This window comes from Acinetobacter sp. ANC 4779, from assembly GCF_004331055.1.
Classification (GTDB): domain Bacteria; phylum Pseudomonadota; class Gammaproteobacteria; order Pseudomonadales; family Moraxellaceae; genus Acinetobacter.
On record NZ_SJNU01000001.1, the window covers coordinates 393,054 to 419,586 of the forward strand.

A 26,533-nucleotide genomic window follows, 5' to 3' on the forward strand; every position below is an offset into this window, starting at 1 on the left:
AAGTTTTGTATTGTTATTAATGTTCAATGTCGTTTTTTCTACATCATTATGAAGACGCTGATTATTTTCAACCAATTTACAGACATAAAAAAACCCACATCAAATGTGGGTTTTTTTCTATTTAAGCTTACGCTTCAACAGATACGTAGCGACGACCGAACTGGCCTTTCACTTCGAATTTGATCACGCCATCAGCGGTAGCAAATAAAGTATGGTCACGGCCCATACCTACGTTTGTACCAGCATGGAATTCTGTACCACGTTGACGAACGATAATGTTACCAGCAGTCACAGATTGACCGCCATACATTTTAACACCTAACATTTTAGGGTTCGAGTCACGACCGTTACGTGTCGATCCACCAGCTTTTTTAGTAGCCATGTTTCATAATCCTCGTAATTAGCCTGAAATAGCAGTAATTTTCAACTCGGTAAACCATTGACGGTGACCTTGTTGTTTACGGTAATGTTTACGACGACGCATTTTAACAATACGGATTTTGTCGTGACGACCGTGGCTAACTACTTCAGCAGTTACTGTAGCACCAGCAACAACTGGAGCACCAATTTGAATGCTTTCGCCGTTTACAAGCATTAATACGTCATCAAACGTAATAGTTGTACCAGTTTCAGCTTTCAACAATTCTACTTTAAGGGTTTCACCCTCAATAACACGGTGCTGTTTACCACCGCTTTGGATTACTGCGTACATAATGTACTCCAAACATGCCCGTGTCGTCGTGTCGATAAAGGAATATACCGATCTTAATACGAGCGCCACTGGGGTATATATTAGGGCAAACATAGTAAGTGATAATAAATCAAACAACAAGCCATTTTAAGGTTTTTTTGCGCGGATTGGATGTTTATTTTATAAACGATCTAAATCTCGAAAATAAATGACTTTTAGGTCGAAATTTTACATTTTATAAAATGAAATAGATTTTTGAAATCAATCCGCTACTATAGACTACGCAATACCGGCTCAGTCACAGATGAGATGAAGTATTAGAACGGGCACTCGCTTAAAACCATTTGCCTAGTCAGGATTTAAGCAACTATCTTAAGATCTTAGCTATATCATCAGATATAGTTGTTACACTATAGAATAAGCAATTCAATTTTTAGAGGTTTCTCTTCACATGGCCATCGACTTTAAGCAAGATATTCTCGCTCCTGTTGCTTCAGACTTTGCTGCGATGGACACGTTTATTAATGAAGGGATTACTTCGAAAGTTGCCTTGGTGATGGCAGTAAGTAAGCACGTAGTGGAAGCAGGCGGTAAACGTATGCGCCCGATTATGTGCTTATTGGCGGCAAAAGCCTGCGGTGCGACCGACATAGAACGTCAGCGTAAACTGGCGGCGATTATTGAAATGCTACACACTGCAACGCTGGTCCATGATGATGTGGTCGATGAATCAGGCTTGCGTCGTGGTCGTCCAACTGCCAATGCCACCTGGAATAATCAAACTGCAGTTTTGGTCGGTGACTTCCTGATTTCGCGTGCTTTCGATTTGTTGGTCGATTTAAACGATATGACCTTGCTCAAAGATTTCTCGACCGGAACCTGTGAAATTGCTGAAGGGGAAGTGCTACAATTACAAGCACAGCATCAGCCTGAAACCTCAGAACAGACTTATCTTGATATTATTCACGGTAAAACTTCACGTTTATTTGAACTGGCGACAGAAGGTGCGGCCATTTTAGCCGGCACACCGCAATACCGTGAACCGCTACGAATTTTTGCCGGTCACTTTGGTAATGCCTTTCAAATTATTGACGATATTTTGGACTACACCTCAGATGCTGAAACATTAGGTAAAAATATTGGTGATGATTTAATGGAAGGTAAACCCACTTTGCCCTTAATCTCTGCACTGCAAAAAACCACCGATGAAGAACATGAAATTGTTCGCAGCAGCATTGCCACCGGTGGCACAGCCCAATTAGAACGTGTTATTGACATTGTACAAAATTGTGGCGCGCTTGATTACTGCCGCCAACGTGCAACAGAAGAAACTGAATCTGCACTGCAAGCTTTAGATGCGCTTCCGCATAGCGAATATCGCCAAGCACTGATTAACCTGACCCAACTTGCCTTAAACCGAATTCAATGATGGATGTTGAAAAAATAGACTTAACCCTCGCCTATGCATATAAATTTTAATGATCTATTTTTAAAAATGCAGGAGCAGCTTGAATCTCATCAAGCTGTTCTTGATGACTCACTGTTAATTGAGCTGGTTAACCGAATTCGACCAAGCGACTCAACCAATACTGAAGAAATTAACTGCAAATTTCGTGCACTGGTACAAGCACTACTGATTACCCCTGATGCCGTTTCTACCTTACAAAATTTTGTCATAAAACTGATTAGCCAGTACAAACAGACCAGTTTGTATGCCGATACCGGTATTTTATCTCTGGATGGTTTTTGGAATCAGCTCGCACAACGCGTAGGCGCGCATTTTTTACCGCTAATTAATGACGAAAGCCAATTGCAAGATTTAGTCCGTCGCGTTTTTTATCAACGTAGTGATAAATATTGGTTGGACAGCATTTCCAGTGAGGATTGGCAAAAGTTATTTGCATTACTGGGTCAAGGTCATGGCAATCAGGCTGAAAAGCTTAAAATTAACAGTGAGCTGATTAAAGCCATTACCGTTTTATCTTACCGGATTAGCGGAATTGGACTGTATCCTGAATTTATCAATGCACAACCCAATTTAACTGAATACGAATCACCTTTTCTGGTTCAAAATCGTGAAATTATTGAATTCATTCAGCATTATAAAAAGCTGCATCAAAATACCGATCCTCTGGCCGTCATTATTCCCCCGGATGCATCACAAGCGTTGGTGATGATTGAGCAATGTCGCGATGTGGTTTTAAAAATTCGTCGTGCCATCAAACGGATTGGTGTAAGTATCAGTCTGACTTACTTATTATCACTGCTGGAACAGTGTCTAGATCGAATCGAACTGTTAATTAACTTAATTGTTGAAGAAGATGACGTTCGTTATGAATCATTGAGTGCCCTTTTGGTCGATATTACTTCCGCCATTTATAGTGAACGAAGTGTGCGTTCTTTACTGGCAAATAACAGTGAATTAATTGCATTACAAGTCACCGAAAATGCCAGTAAAACCGGTGAACACTATGTAAGTACCGACAAAAAAGGTTTTTGGTCGATGTACAAGGCAGCCGCAGGTGCAGGCGTCATTATTGCCGCTATGGCGACCTTAAAAATATTGGCGGCAAGACTGGTCATGGCACCATTGATGCAGGCGTTTATTTTCAGCATGAATTATTCACTCGGTTTCATGCTAATTCACGTGCTGCATTTTACCGTTGCAACCAAACAGCCGGCGATGACAGCAGCGGCGCTTGCCGCAACTGTACAGCATCGAAAAGGCTCTAAAACTGCACAAATTGCTGAACTTGCTGCACTGATCATTAATATTATTCGAACCCAGTTTATTGCCATTCTCGGAAATATTTCGATTGCCATTCCAACGGCTGCAGTCATTAGCCTGCTCTGGCAATATGGAATGAATGAACCACTGCTCTCTCATGCCAAGGCGACTGCAACCTTACATTCACTCAATCCCTTTACCTCACTGGCCATTCCACATGCTGCCATTGCTGGAGTTTGTCTGTTTTTCTCGGGCTTGATTGCCGGTTATTTCGACAATATGGCGGTATACCGTAAAGTCGGTCCGCGTTTGCAGGCACATGCACGATTAAAACAATGGATGGGAGAAGAACGCCTGAATCGTTTCGCGCTTTATATTGAACTAAATTTAGGCGCGCTGGCGGGGAACTTCTTATTCGGGATTATGCTTGGAAGTATGGGAACCATTGGTTTTATTTTGGGTCTTCCGCTTGATATTCGACATATTGCCTTTGCTTCCGCCAACTTTATTCAGGGTTTGATCGATATTAATGGCAGCCCTGAAATTGGTCTGATTTTTGTATCATTTTTAGGGGTGCTGCTGATTGGACTGACGAACTTATTTGTGAGTTTTAGCCTGACCATTATTGTGGCCTTACGCGCACGAAGAGTTCGATTTGAACAATGGAAGCCTTTAGCCAAACTGGTGCTTACTCATTTCTTGACCCGCCCCAGTGACTTCTTTTGGCCTCCCAAGATTCCGTTAGAAGTAGATGAATCATTACCTTCACAAAAAATGACACATAAATAATGGGTTATTTTTTGTTTTAATTCAGCTTTAAAATCAGCAAAAAAGAAATTAGCATAATTTACACACACTTGAAATAAAGTGTACTGATGAGTACACTTTAACCATTAAATTAGTCTTGCTCCAATTGACCAAGATAACAAAGGTTCCTTACATGCCGTACCTATTGCTCGGTGTAGGTTTTTTCTTATTTATTTTCAGTGTATTAATGCTTTTTATTCCCTCACTTCATCAGTATGATTTAGCGATGGTTGAATGGATAAGTCAGCATCGCACAGTGCAATTAAATACGATTACTATCACACTTTCTATTATAGGTGGCATGCCATTTGTGCTATTTTTAACCACAATCTGGTGTTTACACCAAGTATGGTATAAAAAATACACAAATGTTATTTTTATAAGTTTAGGGCTTATTGGAAGCATTGCCACGGTTTGGCTGCTTAAATATATAATTTCAAGACCTCGTCCACCCGAAATGTATCATCTGGTCAACAGCTATGGTGCTTCATTTCCCAGTGCTCATAGTATTTATGCCGCTGCCTTGGGCTGTCTTGCAATTTATCTGAGTCAAAAACATCCACAGCACACACTGATTTGTATTTGTGCTTTTATATGGTTGTTAATTATGGGAATTTCAAGGGTTTACCTTGGGGTACATTTCCCCTCTGATGTCTTGGCTGGTTGGAGCATAAGTTTTATTTGGATCACACTACTTTATATGCTGTACGTTAAATTCAGTAGAGCGAAAACAAATTAATTTTTAGATAAAAATCTAATCGAGGTGGAACAATGATGTCTGCAAAGCTATGGGCGCCCGCCCTTACCGCTTGCGCATTAGCAACAAGTATTGCACTTGTTGGTTGTAGCAAAGATCCAAAGGATGCGCAGCAAGCTGCAGCAGCCCAAAAAATGCCACCGACTGAAGTTGGTGTCATTGTTGCTCAACCCCAAAGCGTTGAACAATCGGTGGAACTTTCAGGTCGGACCACGGCATTTGAAATTTCTGAAGTGCGCCCACAAACCAGTGGCGTCATTCAAAAACGACTTTTCACTGAAGGCAGTTATGTTCGTGAAGGGCAAGCCTTGTATGAAATTGACTCGCGCACCAATCGTGCTGGCGTCGATAGTGCCCGTGCCGCACTGAATCGTCAACAAGCCAACTTGAATGTATTACGCGTTAAAGAAGGACGTTATCGTCAACTTGTCGGCAGCAATGCCATTTCAAAACAAGAATATGATGATATTGCTGCACAAGTAAAATTGGCTGAAGCTGATCTTGCGGCAACACAGGCAGAACTTAAAAATGCTGAAATCAACCTCGGTTATTCAACTGTGCGTGCACCAATTTCAGGTCAAACCAATCGTTCAACTGTTACCGTAGGTGCTTTAGTCACGGCGAGCCAGGCAGATCCTTTGGTCACTGTGCAACGTTTAGATCCAATCTATATCGACATTAACCAGTCAAGTGCTGAATTATTGCGTTTACGCCAACAATTGAGCAAAGGCAGTTTAGACAGCAGCAACAATACCAAAGTTAAACTTAAGCTTGAAGATGGTAGCGACTACCCGGTTGAAGGCCGTCTTGCCTTCTCTGATGCCAGTGTGAATCCGGAAACAGGCACCGTGACTTTACGTGCTGTATTTCCGAACCCGAACCATTTGTTGCTTCCGGGCATGTATGCCACTGCTAAAATTGTACAAGGTGTGATTCCAAATGCCATGTTGATTCCACAAGCAGCGATTACCCGTACTCCGACTGGTCAAGCGATTGCCATGATTGTGAATGCTGAAGGTAAAGTTGAAACACGTCCTGTGGAAACTGTGGGTGTACAAGGTAAAGACTGGATCGTGACTTCTGGTTTAAAAACCGGTGAAAAAGTGATTGTTGATGGTATTGCCAAGGTTAAAGAAGGTGCAACTGTGGTTGCCAAGCCTTATCAACCGGCCGCTGCCCCTCAAGGTGCAGGTCAACCTGCAGCAGAAGCCAATAAAGCCGCTCAACCTGCGCAGCAAGCACAACCTAAAACTGAACAAAAATCTACTTCAAATACATAAGGGGTAGACGATAATGGCTCACTTTTTTATTCATCGCCCGATCTTTGCATGGGTGATTGCATTGGTGATTATGCTGGCGGGTATTTTAACCATCAGCAAAATGCCGATTGCACAATATCCGACTATTGCTCCGCCAACGGTTAGTATTTCTGCGACTTATCCAGGTGCATCTGCGGAAACTGTAGAAAATACAGTGACCCAGATCATCGAACAACAAATGAATGGCCTGGATGGCTTGCGCTATATTTCTTCAAATAGTGCGGGTAATGGTCAAGCTTCTATCGCCTTGAACTTTGAACAAGGGGTCGATCCGGATATTGCCCAAGTTCAAGTACAGAACAAATTACAGTCTGCAACTGCACTTTTACCTGAAGATGTACAACGTCAAGGACTTCGAGTAACCAAGTCAGGTGCAAGCTTCTTGCAGGTATTGGCTTTCTATTCACCGAATGGTGAATTGAGCGATGCTGACATTAAAGACTATGTGAACTCGAATATTTCTGAACCGCTCAGCCGGGTTGCCGGTGTCGGTGAAGTTCAGGTGTTTGGTGGTTCATATGCAATGCGTATTTGGCTCGATCCTGCCAAACTAGCCAGCTACCAGCTTTCTCCAAGTGATGTGGTAGCCGCCCTGCGCACCCAAAATGCACAGGTTGCGGTGGGTCAATTGGGCGGTGCTCCTGCTGTTGAAGGTCAGGTTTTAAATGCGACCGTAAATGCGCAAAGCCTGCTACAAACAGTAGATCAGTTCCGTAATATTTATCTAAAAAGTGCCGGTACTGGAGCAAAAGTAACTCTGGGTGATGTTGCCAAAGTTGAATTAGGCTCGGACAACTATCAGTTTACCTCTAAATTTAATGGTAAGCCTGCGGGCGGTGTAGCGATTAAACTCGCAACTGGTGCCAATGCACTAGATACAGCAACTGCGGTAGAAGAACGTTTAGTACAGTTACGTAAAAATTATCCCACTGGTTTAAAAGATCAGCTGGCGTTTGATACAACACCCTTTATCAAACTTTCAATTGAAAGTGTAGTTCACACTTTAATTGAGGCAATTATCCTTGTGTTCCTGGTGATGTTCCTGTTCTTGCAGAACTGGCGCGCAACCATTATTCCAACCATGGCAGTGCCTGTGGTGGTATTGGGTACCTTTGCGATTATTAACTTATTCGGCTTTTCGATTAACACGCTGACGATGTTTGCCATGGTTCTTGCCATTGGTCTACTGGTCGATGATGCGATTGTGGTGGTCGAAAACGTTGAACGTATTATGGTGGAAGAACACCTCGAGCCTGTTGAAGCGACTGAAAAGTCGATGAGTCAGATCTCGGGTGCACTGATTGGTATTACCACGGTATTGTCCGCGGTATTCGTGCCAATGGCGTTCTTTAGTGGAACCACGGGGGTGATTTACCGTCAGTTCTCGATTACTCTGGTTACCGCAATGGTTCTGTCACTGATTGTGGCATTAACATTCACCCCCGCACTGTGTGCAACCTTATTAAAGCAGCATGATAAAGACAAAGAACAGAGCAATGGTTACTCTGCCCGTTTCTTCCGTGGGTTTAATAGTCGTTTCGACCGTATGGCGCAAGGCTACCAAAACTGGGTTGGAAAACTGCTGATTCATAAAATCATTGCCGGCGCGATTTATGCGGTAGTGATTGTCGGTCTGCTGTTCTTGTTCAAAAGCCTGCCAAGCTCATTCTTACCGGATGAAGACCAAGGTGTGGTCATGACGCTGGTTCAGCTGCCTCCAAATGCTACGCTGAATCGTACTGAAAAAGTCATTGACCAGATGACGAATTTCTTTCTGGAAGGTGAAAAGGCCAATGTCGACTCTGTGTTTAGTGTTGCCGGTTTCTCTTTCACCGGTGTTGGTCAAAATGCCGGTCTTGCCTTTATTAAGCTGAAAGACTGGGAAGAACGGACCAGTAAAGAATCTACTGTGGGTGCCATTATTCAACGTGGTATGGCGCTTAACGTGATTGCCAAAGATGCATCTTATGTGATGCCTTTACAGCTTCCAGCAATGCCTGAACTGGGTGTTTCTGCAGGCTTTAACTTGATGTTGAAAGATGCTGCGGGTAATGGGCATGAAAAAATGCTGGCCGCACGTAATATGATCTTAGGAATGGCCGCTCAGGACAAACGTTTGGCCGGTGTCCGTCCAAATGGTCAAGAAGATACGCCACAGTACAAGATTTATGTCGATAATGAAAAAGCCAGCGCTATGGGCGTCAGTATTGCAGAAATCAACAGTACCATGAGTATTGCGTGGGGTGGTTCATACATTAATGACTTTATCGACCGTGGTCGTGTGAAGAAGGTGTATGTACAGGCCATTCCTGATGCACGAATGATGCCGGAAGATCTCAACAAGTGGTATGTACGCAGCGCCACAGGTCAAATGGTTCCGTTTTCATCATTTGCCACCGGTGAATGGACCTATGGCTCACCACGTTTAGAGCGTTATAACGGTATTTCATCAGTCAACATTCAGGGTACGCCTGCTCCAGGTGTCAGCTCGGGTGATGCCATGGCAGCCATGGAAGAAATCATTGCCAAATTACCTGAAATGGGTATGAACGGTTTTGACTATGAATGGACAGGTTTATCTTTGGAAGAGCGCGAATCTGGCTCACAAACGCTTGGCTTGTATGCACTTTCAATGCTGATTGTATTCCTGTGTCTTGCAGCACTGTATGAGAGCTGGTCAATTCCATTCTCGGTTATGCTGGTGATTCCACTGGGTATTGTCGGTGCAGTGGGTCTGACTTTCTTGGGCATGGTTCTGCTGAAAGATCCAAACCTGACCAATAACATTTACTTCCAGGTCGCGATTATTGCCGTCATTGGTTTGGCTGCAAAAAATGCGATCCTGATTGTAGAATTCGCCAAGGAACTGCAAGAAGATAAAGGCGAGCCTTTACTTGAAGCAACCTTGCATGCAGCAAAAATGCGTTTACGTCCAATTATCATGACGACCCTAGCCTTCGGTTTTGGTGTACTTCCTCTTGCCCTTTCTTCGGGTGCAGGTGCAGGTAGCCAGCATTCTGTCGGTTATGGTGTACTGGGTGGCGTAATCAGTTCGACTCTATTGGGTATTTTCTTTATTCCTGTGTTCTATGTCTGGATTCGAAGTATCTTTAAATTTAAACCTAAAAAGCCAAATAATCAGGAGCAAACATCGTGATGCAAAAGGTATGGTCTGTTACAGGTCGTAGCATTGCGGTATCTGCACTTGCGCTTGCTTTGACAGCGTGTCAAAGCATGCGTGGGCCAGAGCCCGTCGCTCAAGCCAATATTCCAGAACAAGGTTATCTAACCACTAACTCTGGTCCTTCTATTGCTGAACAGGGTTATAAGGACTTTTTTGCCGATCAGCGCCTATTACAGGTGCTCGATCTGGCATTAGCTAATAACCGTGATTTACGTACTTCGACCTTGAATATTCAACGTGCGCAGCAACAGTATCAAATTACCCAGAACAATCAGCTGCCAACAATTGGTGCCAGCGGTAGTGTGCTCCGTCAAGACACGCTCAATACCAATGGTGCAATGACCAGTTACAATGTTGGTCTGGGCGTAACTGCCTATGAGCTGGATTTTTGGGGTCGTGTGCGCAGCTTAAAAGACAATGCTTTAGATCTTTATCTGGCAACGTCGAGTGCACGTGATGCTACTCAAATTGCACTTATAGGTCAGGTGGCTCAAGCCTGGTTGAACTATTCGTTTGCAAATGCAAATTTAAAACTTGCAGACCAAACCTTAAAAGCTCAACTTGAATCTTATAACCTCAATAAAAAACGTTTCGATGTGGGAATCGACAGTGAAGTTCCTGTTCGTCAGGCACAGATTTCTGTAGAAACTGCACGTAATGATGTTGCCAATTACAAGACTCAAATTGCGCAAGCACAGAATTTGCTTAACTTGCTTGTAGGTGAACCGGTTCCTGCAAACTTGTTACCGACTCAACGTGTAACACGTATTAGCAAAAGCAATGCCTTTAGTGCAGGTTTACCAAGTGACTTGCTGAACAACCGTCCTGATGTCCGTGCTGCCGAATACCAACTTTCTGCAGCGGGTGCCAATATTGCTGCGGCTAAAGCACGTTTGTTCCCGACCATTAGTTTGACGGGTAATGCAGGCTATGCTTCCACCAGCTTAAGTGACTTGTTTAAATCTGGCGGATTTGTCTGGTCAATTGGTCCAAGTATTGATCTTCCAATCTTCGATTGGGGCACACGTAAAGCCAATATCAAAATTTCAGAAACAGATCAGCAAATTGCATTATCTGACTATGAAAAATCGATTCAGTCCGCTTTCCGCGAAGTGAATGATGCTTTGGCCGTTCGCCAAAATATCGGTGACCGCTTGGCAGCACAACGTCGTTTGGTTGATGCCACCAATACCACCTACCGACTGTCTAATGCCCGCTTCCGCGCGGGTATTGACAGTTACTTGACGGTACTGGATGCGCAACGTGCATCTTATGCAGCGGAACAAGGTCTATTGTTGCTTGAACAAGCCAACATGAATAACCAGGTTGAAGTGTATAAAACCCTCGGTGGAGGGATTAAAGCCAACACCGGTGATGTCGTTCAGCAAGCACCTTCTACGGCTGAACGTAAAGCTGAAAACAGCACTCAATAATATTTAAGCCTTGTAAAAAAGCCTGCACTCTGCAGGCTTTTTTATTGCTTTTTAAAGCCTGATTTCCTATCTTCATTACAAGCTCCCTTATTTGAATATTAAAAAATGCTTTTAAGTAATCTAGAATCTGTTCCGGGACATACCATTCTCCGCCAAATTGATGTGGTCTATGGCAGTACGGTGCGTAGCAAACACGTTGGACGTGACCTGCTGGCTGGCTTAAAAAATATAGTCGGTGGTGAGCTGACGGCGTATACCGAATTGCTTGAAGAATCACGCCAGGAAGCCATGAGCCGCATGATTGAGAAAGCAAAATCCATCGGGGCAAACGCAGTGGTGGGTATCCGCTTTTCGACTTCAAATATTGCCCAAGGTGCTTCTGAACTGTTTGTATATGGCACTGCGGTGGTGGTTGAAGCAAATGCACAAAATCTGCCTGATCCCTTCCCGACTCAAGGCTAAGCTATGGATGCCTTGATATTAAAAATTGTCATTTTTGTGATTTTATTTGCCATAGGCTGGGGCTTCGGTCGCCATGTAGAAAGAAAGCATTTAAATGAACTGGATGAACAAGAACAGCGGCTCGCCTATATCACGCTGGATAATAGCCGCTTTAAGACTTCAGCTCATGAGGGACAGTTGGTGAGTAGCAATGTCGTCATTTCACATGATTACTTCAAATATGTGATTGCCAATATTCAGAACTTTTTGGGTGGCCGTTTAACCAGTTATGAAAGCGTAGTTGAGCGTGCTCGACGCGAAGCTATTGTGCGTTTAAAACTGGAAGCTGAAAAAATGGGTGCATCGCATATTCTGGGCTTGCGATTGAGTACCACTGAACTGGGCATGCAAGGCGGAGTAGTAGAAGTATTTGCTTATGGAACGGCAATTAAACCTTAAATTTATAAAAATCTTCCTTTGCTCAAATCAAGAAGTACAACTGCATAAGAGAGGTTTTTAATAGCTCCTCCCTTTATTCAAGCTGAGCAACAATGTTGCCTAAGGGAGGGAGTATCCCTTGTGAGTTCAACTTCCACTCGATATACAAATATTTCCGCACTTTAAAAAGTGAGGAAGCTTTGCTTACTTCACCTTCATTTTGCGAATCATTTTATACAGTGTAGTTGGTGATAAACGCGAAACCAAAACGCCCAGTTTTTCTTTAGTTCCCCCAACCACAATATATTCTTCATCATTCAGGAGGGATTTAACGACAGTTTTCGCAAACTCTTCTGGTTGCAAGCCATTTTCAATCGCTTCATCTTGATGGCCCTGGGCTTTGCCTTCGCCATTTAAGGCATTAAATGAAACATTGGTTTTAACAAAACCGGGGAAAATAACAGAAACGCCCACGCCTTCATCCGCCACTTCTGCTCTTAAGCTGTTTGCCCACATATGAATCGCAGCTTTGGCTGCTGAATAGCTTGCGCGGTATTGAGTTCCCAATAAACCTGCGACACTGGAAACAAAAGCAATTCGACCTGATTTTTGCTTTAAGAACGTCGGCAAAACGGTTTTGGTAAGGAACACTTGAGAGAAATAATCCACTTCCATAATCGCACGTTCAGTTTGCATGGTGGTATCGGCAATTAAGGCACGCTGACTCAGTCCGGCGTTATTAATTAACCAGTCAATACGCCCTTTCTCATTTAAAACCTGTTCATATGCATGGCGAACTTGCGTTTCATCGGTAATATCGGCACTGATACAAATATGCTGATCCGGATTGACTAAACTTTGACGCACATTTTCCAGTTCATCCTTACGGCGGGCAGTAAGTACAATCTGTGCACCCTGTAAAGCACACTGTTGTGCAAGTGCCTTACCCAAACCTGAAGATGCACCGGTAATCCATACCACTTTATTGTCTAAACTGTTCTGCTGCGCCATCTTGTTGTTCCTCATTCCACTTATAGATTGATAATGTGTTGATACCTTAATGCATTGATACTTTATTAATGTTTTTGCTCGTGATTTAAAAACATCAGAAAATGATCAAAATAACGGTGGGTCATTTGTGAATCGTACTGTGTACCCAGCTTTTCCAAACGCTTATAGCCCATCTGGGTGGTCAAATGAATTACCCCATTTAAGGTTTTATCGACCACCAAATTGAATTTCAATATGTTTTTAGGCTCACGAACCAGACTGGTCACCCCTTGATCGACCAACTGGGTAAATGCTTTTAAGCCTGGCGAAATATAATGCGTATTGCCCTGTTTCATTTGCTCTACACATTCCAGCAATTCCACCACCAAGACATGATCGACGCTATAAGAAATATAATTTTGACCATTTTTTTCATAGGCCTTATCTTTTAAATAATTCACCATCGGGACCAAGCGATCATTACCAAAGAATGAAACCGACCATGGCATATATTTGCGTAAGGTATCTAAAATGTGCTGCACCATCTTTTCCGATTCTCGGTCAGCCGAAGTCGATAACCGCGCAATTTCGCCAAATACCTGATCGACAATTTCACAGGAAATATCCGCCAAAACCTCACCTAAAGGTTTGGCTAAACTCTGACTTTCACCCTGATTCAATTGCTGATGAATCTGCTGAAAACGCTGATGGGTTTCCCGGGTTAATTTTAAAGAAATAAAATAGCTCATACCGATAATGTCCTTTTTAGAATTGTTATGCGACCATTCGCGCTGTTTTTATTCAACTCTTATCATAAGATCTTATTTAGTCTATGCCAATTGCATAAAGTTTGCATTTGGTGAAGCTGCCTCATTCGGTAATTTTTTTGCTACAATAGTCCTAATTTTTCATTCACTTTTGATCTGTTCTGACTATGACTGATTCTGCGCAAAATATTGCTACGACATACGATCCTACCGAGATCGAGAAAAAATGGTACAAGACTTGGGAAGAAAACGGCTACTTTAAGCCGTCTGAAAAAGGCGACTCTTTCTGTATCATGATTCCGCCACCAAACGTCACTGGTAACTTGCACATGGGTCATGGTTTTAACAATGCCATTATGGATGCCTTGACCCGTTATAACCGCATGTCAGGTAAAAATACCCTGTGGCAACCGGGAACTGACCATGCCGGTATCGCAACCCAAATGGTGGTAGAACGTCAACTGGCTGCACAAGACATCAGCCGTCATGACTTGGGCCGTGAAAAGTTCATTGAAAAAGTCTGGGAATGGAAAGAACAGTCTGGCGGCAACATTACCAACCAGATTCGCCGCTTAGGTTCATCGGTAGACTGGTCACGTGAACGCTTCACCATGGATGATGGTTTATCGAACGCGGTGAAAGAAGTCTTCGTACGTTTACATAAAGAAGGCTTGATTTACCGCGGTAAACGCCTGGTGAACTGGGATCCAAAACTGCAAACTGCCCTGTCTGACCTTGAAGTTGAATCAGTAGAAGAAAAAGGTTCACTTTGGCACTTTAAGTATTTCTTTGAAGATAAAGACCTTCGTACCAAAGATGGCAAAGACTTCCTGGTTGTCGCAACGACTCGTCCTGAAACTTTGCTCGGTGACTCGGCTGTTGCGGTACACCCTGAAGATGAACGTTATGCACATCTTGTCGGCAAGAATATTGTTCTGCCAATTTCAGGTCGTTTAGTTCCTGTAGTTGCGGATGAATATGTCGAAAAAGACTTCGGTACAGGCTGTGTAAAAATCACCCCTGCACATGACTTCAACGACTATGAAGTGGGTAAACGTTGCAACTTGCCAATCATCAACATCTTCAACAAAAATGCTGAAGTGCTGGCGGAGTTTGAATACATTGCCAAAGCCGGTGAACAGATTTCTAAAACCATTGCTGCACCTGCGGACTATATTGGTTTAGAGCGTTTTGCTGCACGTAAAAAACTGGTTGAACAAGCGGAAAGCGAAGGCTGGCTCGATCAAATCCAGCCCTATGACTTGAAAGCCCCTCGCGGTGACCGTTCAGGCGTGATCGTTGAACCGTTATTGACGGATCAGTGGTATGTGAAAATTGCACCACTTGCTGAACCTGCCATTAAAGCGGTGAAAGATGGCGACATTAAATTTGTGCCAGAACAGTACAGCAACATGTACATGGCCTGGATGAACAACATTCAAGACTGGTGTATCTCACGTCAACTCTGGTGGGGTCACCGTATTCCGGCTTGGTACGATGTAGATGGCAACATCTATGTAGGTCGTTCGGAAGCTGAAGTTCGTGAAGAAAACGGCATTGCCGCTGATGTTGAACTGAAACAAGACGAAGACGTTTTGGATACTTGGTTCTCGTCTGGTTTGTGGACATTCTCAACACTCGGCTGGACTGGCGATGCGAAGAAAGATGCGGAAAACTATTTCCTCAATACTTTCCACCCAACCGATGTGTTGGTGACCGGTTTTGACATCATCTTCTTCTGGGTTGCCCGCATGATCATGATGACCATGCACTTCATGAAAAATGAAGATGGCACACCGCAAGTGCCGTTTAAAACGGTGTATGTACATGGTTTGGTACGTGATGGCGAAGGTCAGAAGATGTCTAAATCTAAGGGTAACGTGCTTGATCCTTTAGACTTGATTGACGGTGTAGATTTAGAAACTCTGGTACAAAAACGTACCACTGGTTTGATGAACCCGAAACAGGCGGCGAAGATTGAAAAATCGACCCGTAAAGAATTCCCGGAAGGCATTCAGTCTTACGGTACGGATGCGGTTCGTTTCACCTTCTGTGCACTTGCCAATACCGGCCGTGACATCAAGTTCGACATGAAACGTGTTGAAGGCTATCGTAACTTCTGTAATAAAATCTGGAACGGTACCCGTTTCGTTCTGATGAATGTGGAAGGTCAAACAGTCGGTCAAACTGCACGTCCTGATCTTTGGGAATTGCCTGAACAATGGATTGTGAGCCGTCTGCAAAAAGCGGAACTTGCTGTTCAACAAGCATTTGCAACCTATCGTTTAGACTTGGCTGCTCAAGCAATTTATGAGTTCATCTGGAATGAATACTGTGACTGGTATGTCGAGTTAACCAAGCCAGTTCTAAATGATGACAATGTGGCTGAGGAACGTAAAGCGGAAGTTCGTCGTGTTCTTCTTGCAGTGATGGAAGCATCTTTACGTCTTGCCCATCCAATCATGCCGTACTTGACTGAAGAAATTTGGCAAACCCTTGCACCAATGATTGGTGTGGGCGGTGAAACCATTATGACTGCGGCTTACCCAGTTGCAGATCAAGCACTCATTAACGACCAAGCTGAAGCAGATATGCACTGGCTACAAGGTTTGATTGGTGCGGTACGTAACATCCGTGGTGAAATGGGCTTAGGTAATGCACGTTTACTTCCAGTATTGATGCAAAACATCACTGATGCTGAAGTGGCGCAAATTTCACGTATCGAACCGTTGTTTAAAGCATTGGCGAAAGTGGAAAGCATCACTTACTTGGCAAATGGCGAACAACCACCATTGTCATCTTCATCTGTAGTCGGTCATGCTTCAGTATTCGTTCCAATGAAGGGTTTAATTGACCCGAAAGCAGAATTGGGCCGTTTGCAAAAAGACTTCGACAAAGTGCAAAAACAGCATGACCAAATTGCAGGAAAACTTTCAAATGAAGGTTTTGTAGCAAAAGCACCTGCTGCCGTGGTTGAAGGTGAGAAAGTTAAATTGGCTGAGCTTGCTGACCAGTTAGTGAAGATTAAAGCGAATATGGATCAGATTGCAGCGCTTTAATGTGTTGGTAATTTAATCTCTATTACTGTATAAAGGGCTGATTATTCAGTCCTTTATTTTTATAAGAAGATAATTATGAATTCTAAAAATATAGAAGAATACGATTTTGATAATCCTAATCGAATTTCAATTTCTGCATCATTTGGAATTTCTTCGAATCAAGCTAAAACTATATCAACAACAGTTAGCGTGCCAATAAAGCAAACTAAGAGTTTAAGCAAAGCTGTTGCCATACCATTTAAAAAAGCTAAACCTATCACCTCTCTAAATACAATCATTTCTAATTTAGAAAAGTTAGCAGTAGATTTTGGTATTAACATTCAACACAATAAAAATATCGTCTCATTAGAAGACATTAATTTGGAAGATATAGAAAAACTACTTGAATTTGCAAATGATTCCATCTTTACAATGCAAGGTACTAATTTAAAAGAAGCTTATTTTAAGTTTCAAAATTCTGATGGAACCTATACGCATAAGTCATTTATTGTAGATACGGTCAAAATCAGTGATGAAGCTATCGTAGCTCCTCATTCTAACTCCCCTACAATTTCCACTACGTATTTACAAAAATTATTGCCTGCAGTTTTTGCCTTATTAACATTATTTAGTACCTCTGAGTTCGGAAAAATAGCGAAAGATATTAGCCTAGATATTATTATTTCGATTTTATATGACTATGGATTAAAGCCGTACATTGAAGAGAAAAAGTATGAGACCGATAATATAATTGATCTATCTAAAAAAGAAACTCTTGATAAATTCTTTATAAATAAAAGAGTTGTTAAAAACCCTACAGACTTATTTGAACACCCTAAGTTAAAAAGCTCAATTATTGAAAACTTGCCATCAAGTACTTTACTAACTGTTTTACCTGATAAAACCATTCCTAAATCTTGGTTAAAAGTAAAAATAACCCTCAATCAAAACGAGGTTGAAGGTTATGTTTTAAGACGTAATACATCAACTGTCAGATAACCCTCACCCCAGCCCTCTCCCAAAGGGAGAGGGAGCGTCAATTGATTTAGTGCCTGTATAAATTTCACAATAGAGTTCCCTCCTGAGCAGGTTTTAAAGCACTGCTTTAAAACGAAGCGCAAGTGAGGGTTAGGGAGAGGTGCTTTTTAATTCAGAACATATTTGCCAAAAGTGCTCTAAAACCATTTCTGTCTGACTTAATACATCATGATTCCAATACCGCACCACCATTAAACCTAAAGCCTCTAAAAACTTGGTGCGTTCAGCATCATATTCAACCGGACCATCGACTCCATGCTGACTACCGTCTAGCTCAATGACTAAACCAATTTCATGACAGTAAAAATCGACAATATAAGGTGAAATCACATGCTGACGACGAAATTTAAGATTCATAAAACGCTTGGCACGTAATAATTGCCATATGAGGTTTTCTGCATCTGTGGCATTCGTTCGCATTGATTTAGCGAAGATTAAAAGTTGGGAATCTAGCTTTTTGTTCATAGGATTTCGTTTTTATTATTTTTCAAAAATAGCAAAAAATGCTCCATATCTTCAATCATTCTCTAATGAAGTTCCCTCTCCTTTCAGGAGAGGGTTAGGGAGAGGTGCTTTTGATTTTCTTTCTTTATAACTTCTCCCCCTCACCCCTTGCGCACTCAGAATATATTCTGAGGATGCTCATCCCATAGGGAAAGGGAGAAAAGCATTAAATCGCCCCATTCTCCAACAACATCCCCAATCCTTTTACCCGACTCATATATTTAAGCCGTTCTTTTTCCCATTTCAGTTGCTGTTTAATTGCTGCTGTATCTGCATCAATCTGCTTATACAGGTCATTAATCTGAAGCTTCCCTTTGGACTTTTGCACTGCAATTTTGGCATTTTCTGTCCAGACCAATGAATCAATAATCTCATCTATTTGACTGTCTAACTGCTGACTTTGTGCATCCAAGGCCAGCTGATAAAACTTCACTTGATCTGCAGTTAAACCTTTTTGCGTTGTCCCTCTATTCTGCTCAATCTGAATTTTCAATTTCAGTAAATAGAATAAATCCTGCTTCTCGTAAGCGGCATTGGCATGTTGCAGCATTTCTGTTTTTTCAATTTTCTTGCTTTCATCTTGTTCACGGTCAGGGTGAATGGTCGCTGCAATTTTCAAATAAACAGTTTTTAAAGATTGCTCTGCCATTTTCTCTGCTTGCTCGCGCTTCTCTTGTTGCCGTTTGAACTTGGCTTGTTGCCGTTTGAACTTGGCTTGTTCTCGTTGCTGTTCGTGCTGTGTACTGTCCCAATCCTCAAAGAGATCAAATACTGTTTCCTCTTGATCTGATTCAGCACTTTCAAATCTAAAATCTGTTTCAACGAAAGGCTTTTTCTTGGTTTTCTTTGCGTTGGTATGCTCTGCATATTGCTGATAAAAAGTATCAATTTCTTCAACTGTACTGGCTTGTTGCGCTGACAAGGCATTTGAGTCTTTTAGGTATGCTGCAAGGTGCTGGATTTTTTCATCGAGCTGCACCATTTCTGCTTTTGAAAATTCACCGCCATGTAAGTGTTTCCATAGCTGTTCAAGCTGCTGAAATAATACAGTATGTAATTCGTTATAAGCAGGTATCAAGGTTTGACGTGCATATTGCTGAATGTTGTTTTGAGCTTTTTCCCAAGCTGCCAAGTCTATTTTTTGCTGTTCGATTTTTTCAATCAGGCGGTTGAGCTTTTTCTGTTGTGGCGAAAGCTCTGTATCTGGCTGAACTGTGGTTTTTAAATCGAAAGACATGGCGAGGAAAAAATCAAAAGAAAAACTATAACAATATTCCTGACTCAATGACAGATAACAGCAAACACTGTACAGCTAGGCAAAAGTTAAAAATGCACATTGAGTTATTGGATTATTCATTTTTTTATTGCGTAATACTGGTGATTTTAAGTTCAGTAAGTTACTAAAATACTGGTAGTTCTTTACCTAAATATAAACATACACCCTGCTCTACTGGGGCATAGTATAAAGAGAATGATGAACCAATAATAAAAAGGAACGACATTGATGGATTGGGCAACTATCTTTATTCATGACACCACTTGGACCTTTGCCGCAGAAATCAGCATACGCGTAGTGCTGATGTTTAGCATGATCATGATCTTTCTGCGCCTAACCGGTAAACGCGGTATCCGGCAACTGTCCATTTTTGAGCTGGCAATTATTTTATCCCTCGGTTCCATTGCCGGTGACCCGATGTTCACTGAAGACCTGCCGCTGATTCAAGCCCTGCTGATTATGAGTATTGTGATCATCCTTTACCGCCTGACCACTTGGCTGATGATGAAATACCAACCTTTTGAAGACTTAATTGAAGGAACCTCGCTGTATATTGTGGAAGATGGCATGCTGGTTCTAGACAAGATTAAACGCGGAAAAATGTCGCATGATGAATTCTTTGCTGAAATGCGTCAGCAAGGCATCGAACATTTGGGTCAGGTGCGTGCCGGCCTGCTGGAAACCGACGGTGAATTTAGTATTTTATTGTTCAAACCTGAGGAAGTGCGTTACGGCCTGCCGCTCTTCCCCAAACAGTATCAGCAAACCGCGCAAGTAAAACCGGAAACCTGCTATGCCTGCATGTACTGCGGTTATGTCGATTATATTTCCAAGCCGGATCAGCAGTGTTCACGTTGCAAATGCTGCCGCTGGGCCAAAGCCATGAATGAACAGATGCTCAGATAAAATAGTATAAAAACTAAATAATTTTATCTTTTGTTCAAATGAAGCCTTGTTAAACTTTAGTCGTGAGTCTGAAAATCAGACTCAATCTGGCATGTTTTCTGCTGCAGTTAAAGTCACGTGCTATACCGCTTTTGTCATAAAAACTGGTTATTTCCTCAATATTTATCATTAACAAATTCTGCCAAAATTTTGCTTGAGCAATTGTTCGAAACTCGCTTAAGATGAAATCTGATGTATTTATATATACATAGAAAAAAAACATCTTATGCATAAAAACTGGTGGCGTTCCACCAACAACTTAGCACTTGATGATAATGAAATAAAAAAGGAGTTTTATAGATGACCCATAAACGCAGCGTAACATCCATACTTTGTGCAAGTGCACTCATGCTTGGCCTAAGTGCTTGTAGTGACAATAAGGCTCCAGCAGCGGGCGAAAAGGCAGCGGGAACCAGTACCGATGCTACTACTTCAGGTACCCTCGATAAAATCAAAAAATCCGGCACTATTGTGCTGGGCTATCGCGACTCTTCCATTCCTTTTTCTTACATCGCAGACAACCCGAATCAGCCGGTCGGTTATGCACATGACCTGCAATTAAAAGTGGTGGACGCGGTAAAACAAAAACTGAATATGCCGGACCTAAAAATTCGCTATAACCTGGTCACCAGTCAAAACCGTATTCCGCTGGTTTCAAATGGCACGGTCGATCTGGAATGTGGCTCAACCACCAACAACAAGGAACGCCAGCAACAAGTCGATTTCTCTGTCGGTTTCTTTGAAGTCGGTTCCCGTCTGCTTACCGCTAAAGATTCTGGAGTGAAAGATTTTACAGACCTGAAAGGTAAAAAACTGGTGACTACAGCCGGAACAACATCCGAGCGTTATATCCGCCAGCATCAGCAAGAGCTTGGCATTGGTGAAATTATTTCTGCCAAAGACCATGCTGAATCATTCTTGATGCTGCAAAACGGTCGTGCCGCTGCCTTTATGATGGATGACATCTTGCTAGCAGGTGAAAAATCCAAAGCCTCCGATCCGGATAAATGGGTCATTGTCGGTACTGCACCAATTCATGAAATTTACGGCTGTATGATGCGTAAAGGTGACACCGGCTTTAAACAAGTGGTCGATGATGCGATTAAGACTGCCTATAGTTCGGGTGAAATCAACAAAATGTACGAAAAATGGTTCCAGCAGCCGATCCCACCAAAAAATATCAATCTAAACTTCAAAATGTCAGATCAGCTTAAAGCGTTAATTGCTAAACCGCACGATCGCGATCAATAAACTTTAAAACAACATACTTTCAAGATCAGGTAAACATGGATTTTTACCTGATTCTTCGGTGGAGTCACTATGAATTATAGTTGGAATTGGAGTGTTTTGTGGCAATCCACAGGGGTCGGTGATAGTACCTATTTGCAATGGGTTTTAGTGGGTCTGGGCTGGTTGTTGGTGATTGCCCTTGTAGCATGGACTATTGCCATGGTTTTGGGCAGTATTCTGGGCATCATGCGAACCTTGCCGAATAAGACTGCACGTGCCATTGGTACAGGCTATGTCACCATTTTCCGAAATATACCCTTGCTGATTCAATTATTTATCTGGTTTTATGTGGTTCCCAATTTTTTACCAGCAGTCATTCGCGACTGGTGGATCAATGACCTAGGCGCCAACACCACCGCACTAATCTCAGCCAGTGTCGGTTTGGGTTTATTTACCGCTGCACGTGTGTGTGAACAGGTACGCACAGGCATTGAAGCCTTGCCGGTCGGACAGGTTAATGCCGGTTATGCCATGGGTTTTAGTACTGCTCAGCTCTATCGCTACGTGATTTTACCGCAGTCCTTTCGCACCATTTTACCGCCGCTCAGTTCAGAGCTGACCAACTGTGTCAAAAATACTTCGGTGGCGTCATTGGTGGGTGTTGCGGAAATTATTTCCCAAATGAAAACCATCAGTGAATATACGCAAAATACCATCGAGATTTACACCATCGTAACCGTGATTTTCATTGTGATTAATGTTTGTTTAATCTCGGCAATGACTCTGGTGGAAAAGCGCTTATATGTGCCCGGTTTAATTGCAGGAGGTAAATAATGGAATGGCTCTCTGCATTTTTAAATGACTTGCAACTCTCTGCTCCTGCTTTATGGCATGGCTTTAGTATCACTTTAAAAGTGGTCTGTATTGCAACCGTCGGTGGAATTTTAATTGGCACCATACTGGCTTTAATGCGCTTGTCTTCGGTTAAAGTTTTCAACTTTATTGCACAAGGGTATGTAAACCTGTTCCGCTCCATTCCTTTGCTGTTGGTGCTGATGTGGTTCTACTTTGCGGTGCCTTTTATTTATACCGCAGTCACGGGGAATTATCTGACCATTGATACCGCGTTGGTCTCCAGTATTGTGGCCTTTATGCTGTTTGAAGCCGCCTACTTTTCTGAAATTGTGCGTGCCGGTATTCAGTCGATTTCGCGTGGACAATCCGCTGCAGCTTCGGCTTTAGGCATGAGTTATGGGCAATCGATGCGTCTCATTATCTTGCCACAAGCCTTTCGTAAAATGACCCCTTTGCTGCTGCAACAAACCATTATTTTATTTCAGGATTCAACCATGGTCTATGCCATTGGTTTACTGGACTTTTTCAGAACCAATTATGTCCGTGGTGACCTGATGTCACTGCTGACCCAGTACATTTTATTTGCAGGGTTGGTGTATTTCACCATTAGTCTTTTGGCCACTTATACTGTTAAAAAATTACAAAGAAGGTTACACGTATGAATGATAACAAAGTGATGATCGACATTCAGAACGTGAGTAAATGGTACGACAAATTTCAGGTACTCACAGATTGCACAACACAAATTCGTCAAGGTGAAGTGGTGGTGGTCTGTGGCCCTTCGGGTTCAGGGAAATCTACATTAATTAAAACGGTAAATGGTCTGGAAGCCTTTCAGCAAGGCAATATCACGGTCGATGGTATTTCCATTAAAGACCCGAAAACCAATTTAAACCTGTTGCGCAGCCGTGTGGGGATGGTATTTCAGCATTTTGAACTGTTTCCCCATTTGACCATTACTGAAAACTTGACCATTGCCCAGATTAAAGTTTTGGGACGTTCGGAAACGGAGGCCAAGAAAAAAGGCTTGGCTTACCTGGACCGTGTTGGACTCAGTGCTCAGGCAGATAAATTCCCTGCACAGCTTTCTGGCGGACAGCAACAACGTGTTGCCATTGCCCGCGCCTTAAGCATGGACCCGATTGCCATGCTGTTTGATGAACCGACCTCCGCGCTTGATCCTGAAATGATTACCGAAGTATTAGATGTGATGGTGGGTCTAGCTAAAGAAGGCATGACCATGATGTGTGTCACGCATGAAATGGGCTTTGCGCGTCAGGTGGCCAACCGCGTGATTTTCATGGATCAAGGCAAAATTGTAGAAGACTGTACCAAGGATGAATTCTTTAATAGCCAGCGTGGTGAACGCGCTCAGCAATTCCTGAATAAAATTTTGCACTAAACATATCAGCATTTAAAAAAGCAGATCAAATGATCTGCTTTTTTATTGGAAGGTAATTATTCAAGCACTAAGCGTGCATTGGTCGGTTGTACAGGACGGTTATTCGGATGTTCCATCAAGCTTGAAAATGCCTGAATCTGTTGTTTTGATGCCTGTTGAATCTCTTTGAGTACAATCCAGCGTACCCCTTCTGAACACGGCGGCGTAGTCAAAGAACCATTAAAACGATAGTAATCTAATTTTTCAGGTAAGAATGCTGTAGCTAAATCTTGATGTTTCAGCTGTACGGTATTGCCTGATTTTTTCGGTAATTCTTTCCACAGTTGTTTCAACTTTTTATTTTCCTGACCTTCTTCAAACATTACTGCGACCACGGCTAACTCGCCTTGTTCAGTGACGTGCACAAAATGCATTTCCATGGCAAAGCTTTTTGCTTGAATGGTATGTTCGCTCGGACTATGTAAATGGAATTGTTTGAGATCAAAGACTTTATGATCTAATTCGAGGTTACTGCCCGCAGCAAAATTGATTTGTACGGTCCGTTGATTATTGATAATCGTGTCTGCTTTTGAACTGTAATTCAATTTTAAAGCCGGTAGTTGTGCGGATACGGTTTGATCAATATTAATCGGTGCTTGATTCAGCCCTTCGCAGGTTTGGTACTCAGGTTTGATTTTGCTCCATTGTTCAGGTGCAGTCTCTTTAGAATAACCCCAATCAAATTGAGTTCCTTCTGCTGCAAATGAATTAAAACCAACCAATGCCAGTAATGCGAGCAAACTCCGTTTCATCTTTAAACCTTAAAATACAATATAAAATGAGCACTTATCTTCTAAGGATAAGACTGTAATATCAAAACTAAAGCTACCAATTCATTATAGGTTTTGTATCCCATATTGTTTAATTATTCACCTTATCTACTTTAAATATACTGAGTTTAGCTTGAGTGTATGAGCATCTATACCCTCTTCGATTTAGCTTGAGAATGAGCAATAATTTTCCAAACGCAGCATCATTGATTATAAAAGCAGCTCGAATTGCTTTATCAAAATGCATTTATGCCTTTATCTTTAAATTATTTTTAATATTTAGAATTAATTACATTGCCACTATTCAGTGCTCTGCAAAAAAACTGAAAAAATAGGCAAAATTATAAACTCTAAATTTAATCTAATAATCATATATTTATTTATACTTTAATTTAACCGTTTTGCCTCATTTTAGTGCGTCCAATGCATCTACCAATCATGCTTTGCTTTATATCGAGTCTTGAGCATTTTTTTGAATGAATGATCAATATTTCCCTTTTTCAAAGTTCTTCCTCAAATCCTATGCCTCGATATACTGATCTTCTTTTTGTGAAAAACAGCACTAAAATGGGGCTAAAATATGCAAAATATGCAAAATATGCAAAATATAGATTTACTCTTTCTCCTTCTTGGTGCGGTTTTAGTTTTAGCCATGCATGCAGGTTTTGCATTTTTGGAGCTGGGCACAGTCCGACATAAAAATCAGGTCAATGCGCTGAGTAAAATTCTGACTGATTTTTCCATTTCAGCCATCGCCTACTTTTTTGTGGGCTATTACATTGCGTATGGACAACATTTTTTTCATATGGGTACGACTTTAGCTGCGGATCATGGCTATAACCTGATGCGCTGTTTTTTCTTGCTGACCTTTGCAGCCGCTATTCCTGCCATTATTTCTGGCGGTATTGCCGAACGTGCCAAAATGCGTTCCCAAGCCATTGCCACCTTGTTATTGGTCGCCTTGATCTACCCTTTCTTTGAAGGCATTGCCTGGAATGGTAATTTAGGATTACAAAAATGGTTAGCAAGCACATTTGGGGCGAGTTTTCATGACTTTGCCGGTTCTGTAGTCGTGCATGCCATGGGTGGATGGATCGCTTTAGTCGCTGTCCTCTTGCTCGGTGCGCGTCAAGGCCGTTATAAAAAAGATGGCCGAGTAAGTGCACATCCACCTTCTTCAATTCCTTTTCTGGCTTTGGGTTCATGGATCTTAATCGTGGGCTGGTTTGGTTTTAACGTGATGAGCGCGCAACGTTTGGATGCTATTTCAGGACTGGTGGCAATTAATTCGCTCATGGCCATGGTCGGTGGAACCATTGCTGCCAACTTCATCGGTAAAAATGACCCCGGCTTTTTACACAATGGTCCTTTGGCGGGTTTAGTGGCCATTTGTGCCGGTTCTGATGTGGTGCATCCGGTTGGAGCGCTTATAATTGGAGCCGTTGCAGGGGTGATCTTCGTGAAACTCTTCACCTATACCCAAAATAAACTTAAAGTCGATGACGTTTTGGGGGTTTGGCCATTACACGGTGTATGCGGTACATTTGGTGGCTTAGTCGTGGGGATTTTCGGACAACACTGGTTAGGTGGTCTGGGGAATGTTTCCATGATTTCGCAAATTATTGGTACATTGCTGGCTATCTCGATTGCACTTACGGGCGGCTTTCTGGTTTACGGTGCACTCAAGATCACTATGGGCATTCGTTTATCGCAAGAAGATGAATTTCGTGGTGCGGACTTATCTATTCACAAAATTTCAGCCAATTCAGAAGACGCCCTATTTTAAGGCTTAAATTATAAACCTTATCTTTAAACCCGGCTTTTAAAACTTGATTACAATTTTCAGCGCGACTCGAAAGAGTCGCTTTTTTTATCTGTATC

General features: G+C 42.2%; 23 protein-coding genes. 16 read left to right on the plus strand and 7 right to left on the minus strand.

Annotation, left to right across the window (positions count from 1 at the left end):
• Positions 1-127: 127 nt before the first annotated feature.
• Positions 128-382 (minus strand): 50S ribosomal protein L27, encoded by a 255-nt coding sequence (gene rpmA, locus E0H80_RS01935; RefSeq protein WP_067723977.1) that lies wholly within the window; start codon positions 380-382, stop codon positions 128-130.
• An 18-nt stretch (positions 383-400) separates the two neighbouring features.
• Positions 401-712: a 50S ribosomal protein L21 gene (rplU, locus tag E0H80_RS01940; protein ID WP_067723976.1), complete on the minus strand. Its 312-nt coding sequence runs from the start codon at positions 710-712 to the stop codon at positions 401-403.
• A gap of 430 nt (positions 713-1,142) precedes the next feature.
• Between rplU and sdsA the strand changes: the two genes are divergently transcribed.
• The 8 genes from sdsA to E0H80_RS01980 all read left to right on the plus strand — a co-directional run bounded on the left by sdsA (position 1,143) and on the right by E0H80_RS01980 (position 11,819).
• Positions 1,143-2,120: an All-trans-nonaprenyl-diphosphate synthase gene (gene sdsA / locus E0H80_RS01945; RefSeq protein ID WP_131362619.1), complete on the plus strand. Its 978-nt coding sequence runs from the start codon at positions 1,143-1,145 to the stop codon at positions 2,118-2,120.
• Positions 2,121-2,153: 33 nt separating this feature from the next.
• Entirely contained in the window at positions 2,154-4,208 is a 2,055-nt protein-coding gene (locus E0H80_RS01950; RefSeq protein ID WP_131362621.1) for a site-specific recombinase, read from the plus strand.
• A gap of 151 nt (positions 4,209-4,359) precedes the next feature.
• On the plus strand, positions 4,360-4,965 hold the full coding sequence (locus E0H80_RS01955) for a phosphatase PAP2 family protein (RefSeq protein ID WP_067863135.1): 606 nt from the start codon (positions 4,360-4,362) through the stop codon (positions 4,963-4,965).
• 32 nt (positions 4,966-4,997) lie between these two features.
• A complete protein-coding gene (locus tag E0H80_RS01960; protein WP_131362623.1) occupies positions 4,998-6,263 on the plus strand; it encodes an efflux RND transporter periplasmic adaptor subunit in 1,266 nt (421 codons plus the stop codon).
• 13 nt (positions 6,264-6,276) lie between these two features.
• Entirely contained in the window at positions 6,277-9,459 is a 3,183-nt protein-coding gene (locus E0H80_RS01965; protein ID WP_131362625.1) for an efflux RND transporter permease subunit, read from the plus strand.
• Entirely contained in the window at positions 9,459-10,919 is a 1,461-nt protein-coding gene (gene adeK / locus E0H80_RS01970) for a multidrug efflux RND transporter AdeIJK outer membrane channel subunit AdeK (RefSeq protein WP_131362992.1), read from the plus strand. The genes E0H80_RS01965 and adeK overlap by 1 nt, the downstream gene beginning before the upstream one ends.
• Positions 10,920-11,024: 105 nt before the next feature.
• Positions 11,025-11,381, plus strand: a complete 357-nt coding sequence (locus tag E0H80_RS01975; protein WP_131362627.1) for a YbjQ family protein — start codon at positions 11,025-11,027, stop codon at positions 11,379-11,381.
• Between the two features lie 3 nt (positions 11,382-11,384).
• Positions 11,385-11,819 carry a YbjQ family protein gene (locus tag E0H80_RS01980; RefSeq protein WP_131362629.1) on the plus strand — a complete coding sequence of 145 codons (435 nt, stop codon included), beginning with the start codon at positions 11,385-11,387 and terminating at the stop codon, positions 11,817-11,819.
• A 183-nt stretch (positions 11,820-12,002) separates the two neighbouring features.
• On the opposite strand, the gene E0H80_RS01985 is transcribed toward E0H80_RS01980, so the two are convergent.
• Positions 12,003-12,809, minus strand: a complete 807-nt coding sequence (locus E0H80_RS01985; protein ID WP_131362631.1) for an SDR family oxidoreductase — start codon at positions 12,807-12,809, stop codon at positions 12,003-12,005.
• Positions 12,810-12,874: 65 nt separating this feature from the next.
• Positions 12,875-13,537 carry a hypothetical protein gene (locus E0H80_RS01990; protein ID WP_131362633.1) on the minus strand — a complete coding sequence of 221 codons (663 nt, stop codon included), beginning with the start codon at positions 13,535-13,537 and terminating at the stop codon, positions 12,875-12,877.
• Positions 13,538-13,722: 185 nt separating this feature from the next.
• Between E0H80_RS01990 and E0H80_RS01995 the strand changes: the two genes are divergently transcribed.
• Together E0H80_RS01995 and E0H80_RS02000 are read left to right on the plus strand one after the other, a co-directional pair.
• The gene (locus tag E0H80_RS01995; protein ID WP_131362635.1) at positions 13,723-16,614 is read left to right on the plus strand and encodes a valine--tRNA ligase; all 2,892 of its coding nucleotides are present in this window, start codon (positions 13,723-13,725) and stop codon (positions 16,612-16,614) included.
• Between the two features lie 75 nt (positions 16,615-16,689).
• Positions 16,690-17,592 carry a hypothetical protein gene (locus tag E0H80_RS02000; RefSeq protein ID WP_131362637.1) on the plus strand — a complete coding sequence of 301 codons (903 nt, stop codon included), beginning with the start codon at positions 16,690-16,692 and terminating at the stop codon, positions 17,590-17,592.
• Between the two features lie 129 nt (positions 17,593-17,721).
• On the opposite strand, the gene E0H80_RS02005 is transcribed toward E0H80_RS02000, so the two are convergent.
• Together E0H80_RS02005 and E0H80_RS02010 are read right to left on the minus strand one after the other, a co-directional pair.
• Positions 17,722-18,096 carry an endonuclease domain-containing protein gene (locus E0H80_RS02005; RefSeq protein WP_131362639.1) on the minus strand — a complete coding sequence of 125 codons (375 nt, stop codon included), beginning with the start codon at positions 18,094-18,096 and terminating at the stop codon, positions 17,722-17,724.
• Positions 18,097-18,301: 205 nt separating this feature from the next.
• Positions 18,302-19,372, minus strand: coding sequence for a molecular chaperone DnaJ (locus E0H80_RS02010; protein WP_131362641.1), 1,071 nt, complete (start codon positions 19,370-19,372; stop codon positions 18,302-18,304).
• A 267-nt stretch (positions 19,373-19,639) separates the two neighbouring features.
• Between E0H80_RS02010 and E0H80_RS02015 the strand changes: the two genes are divergently transcribed.
• The 5 genes from E0H80_RS02015 to E0H80_RS02035 all read left to right on the plus strand — a co-directional run bounded on the left by E0H80_RS02015 (position 19,640) and on the right by E0H80_RS02035 (position 23,843).
• Positions 19,640-20,317 (plus strand): DUF421 domain-containing protein, encoded by a 678-nt coding sequence (locus E0H80_RS02015; protein ID WP_131362643.1) that lies wholly within the window; start codon positions 19,640-19,642, stop codon positions 20,315-20,317.
• Positions 20,318-20,656: 339 nt separating this feature from the next.
• On the plus strand, positions 20,657-21,607 hold the full coding sequence (locus tag E0H80_RS02020; RefSeq protein ID WP_131362645.1) for a transporter substrate-binding domain-containing protein: 951 nt from the start codon (positions 20,657-20,659) through the stop codon (positions 21,605-21,607).
• A 69-nt stretch (positions 21,608-21,676) separates the two neighbouring features.
• Positions 21,677-22,420: an amino acid ABC transporter permease gene (locus E0H80_RS02025; protein WP_131362647.1), complete on the plus strand. Its 744-nt coding sequence runs from the start codon at positions 21,677-21,679 to the stop codon at positions 22,418-22,420.
• The gene (locus tag E0H80_RS02030; RefSeq protein WP_131362649.1) at positions 22,420-23,103 is read left to right on the plus strand and encodes an ABC transporter permease subunit; all 684 of its coding nucleotides are present in this window, start codon (positions 22,420-22,422) and stop codon (positions 23,101-23,103) included. The genes E0H80_RS02025 and E0H80_RS02030 overlap by 1 nt, the downstream gene beginning before the upstream one ends.
• A 14-nt stretch (positions 23,104-23,117) precedes the next feature.
• Complete coding sequence (locus tag E0H80_RS02035) at positions 23,118-23,843, plus strand: amino acid ABC transporter ATP-binding protein (protein WP_171457801.1); 726 nt, start codon at positions 23,118-23,120, stop codon at positions 23,841-23,843.
• Positions 23,844-23,899: 56 nt separating this feature from the next.
• Here the strand turns inward: E0H80_RS02035 and E0H80_RS02040 are convergent, their stop codons facing one another.
• Positions 23,900-24,634 carry a carbonic anhydrase gene (locus E0H80_RS02040; RefSeq protein ID WP_131362653.1) on the minus strand — a complete coding sequence of 245 codons (735 nt, stop codon included), beginning with the start codon at positions 24,632-24,634 and terminating at the stop codon, positions 23,900-23,902.
• Between the two features lie 616 nt (positions 24,635-25,250).
• Here E0H80_RS02040 and E0H80_RS02045 point away from each other — a divergent pair.
• Positions 25,251-26,438 (plus strand): ammonium transporter, encoded by a 1,188-nt coding sequence (locus E0H80_RS02045; protein WP_131362994.1) that lies wholly within the window; start codon positions 25,251-25,253, stop codon positions 26,436-26,438.
• Positions 26,439-26,533 lie beyond the last annotated feature (95 nt).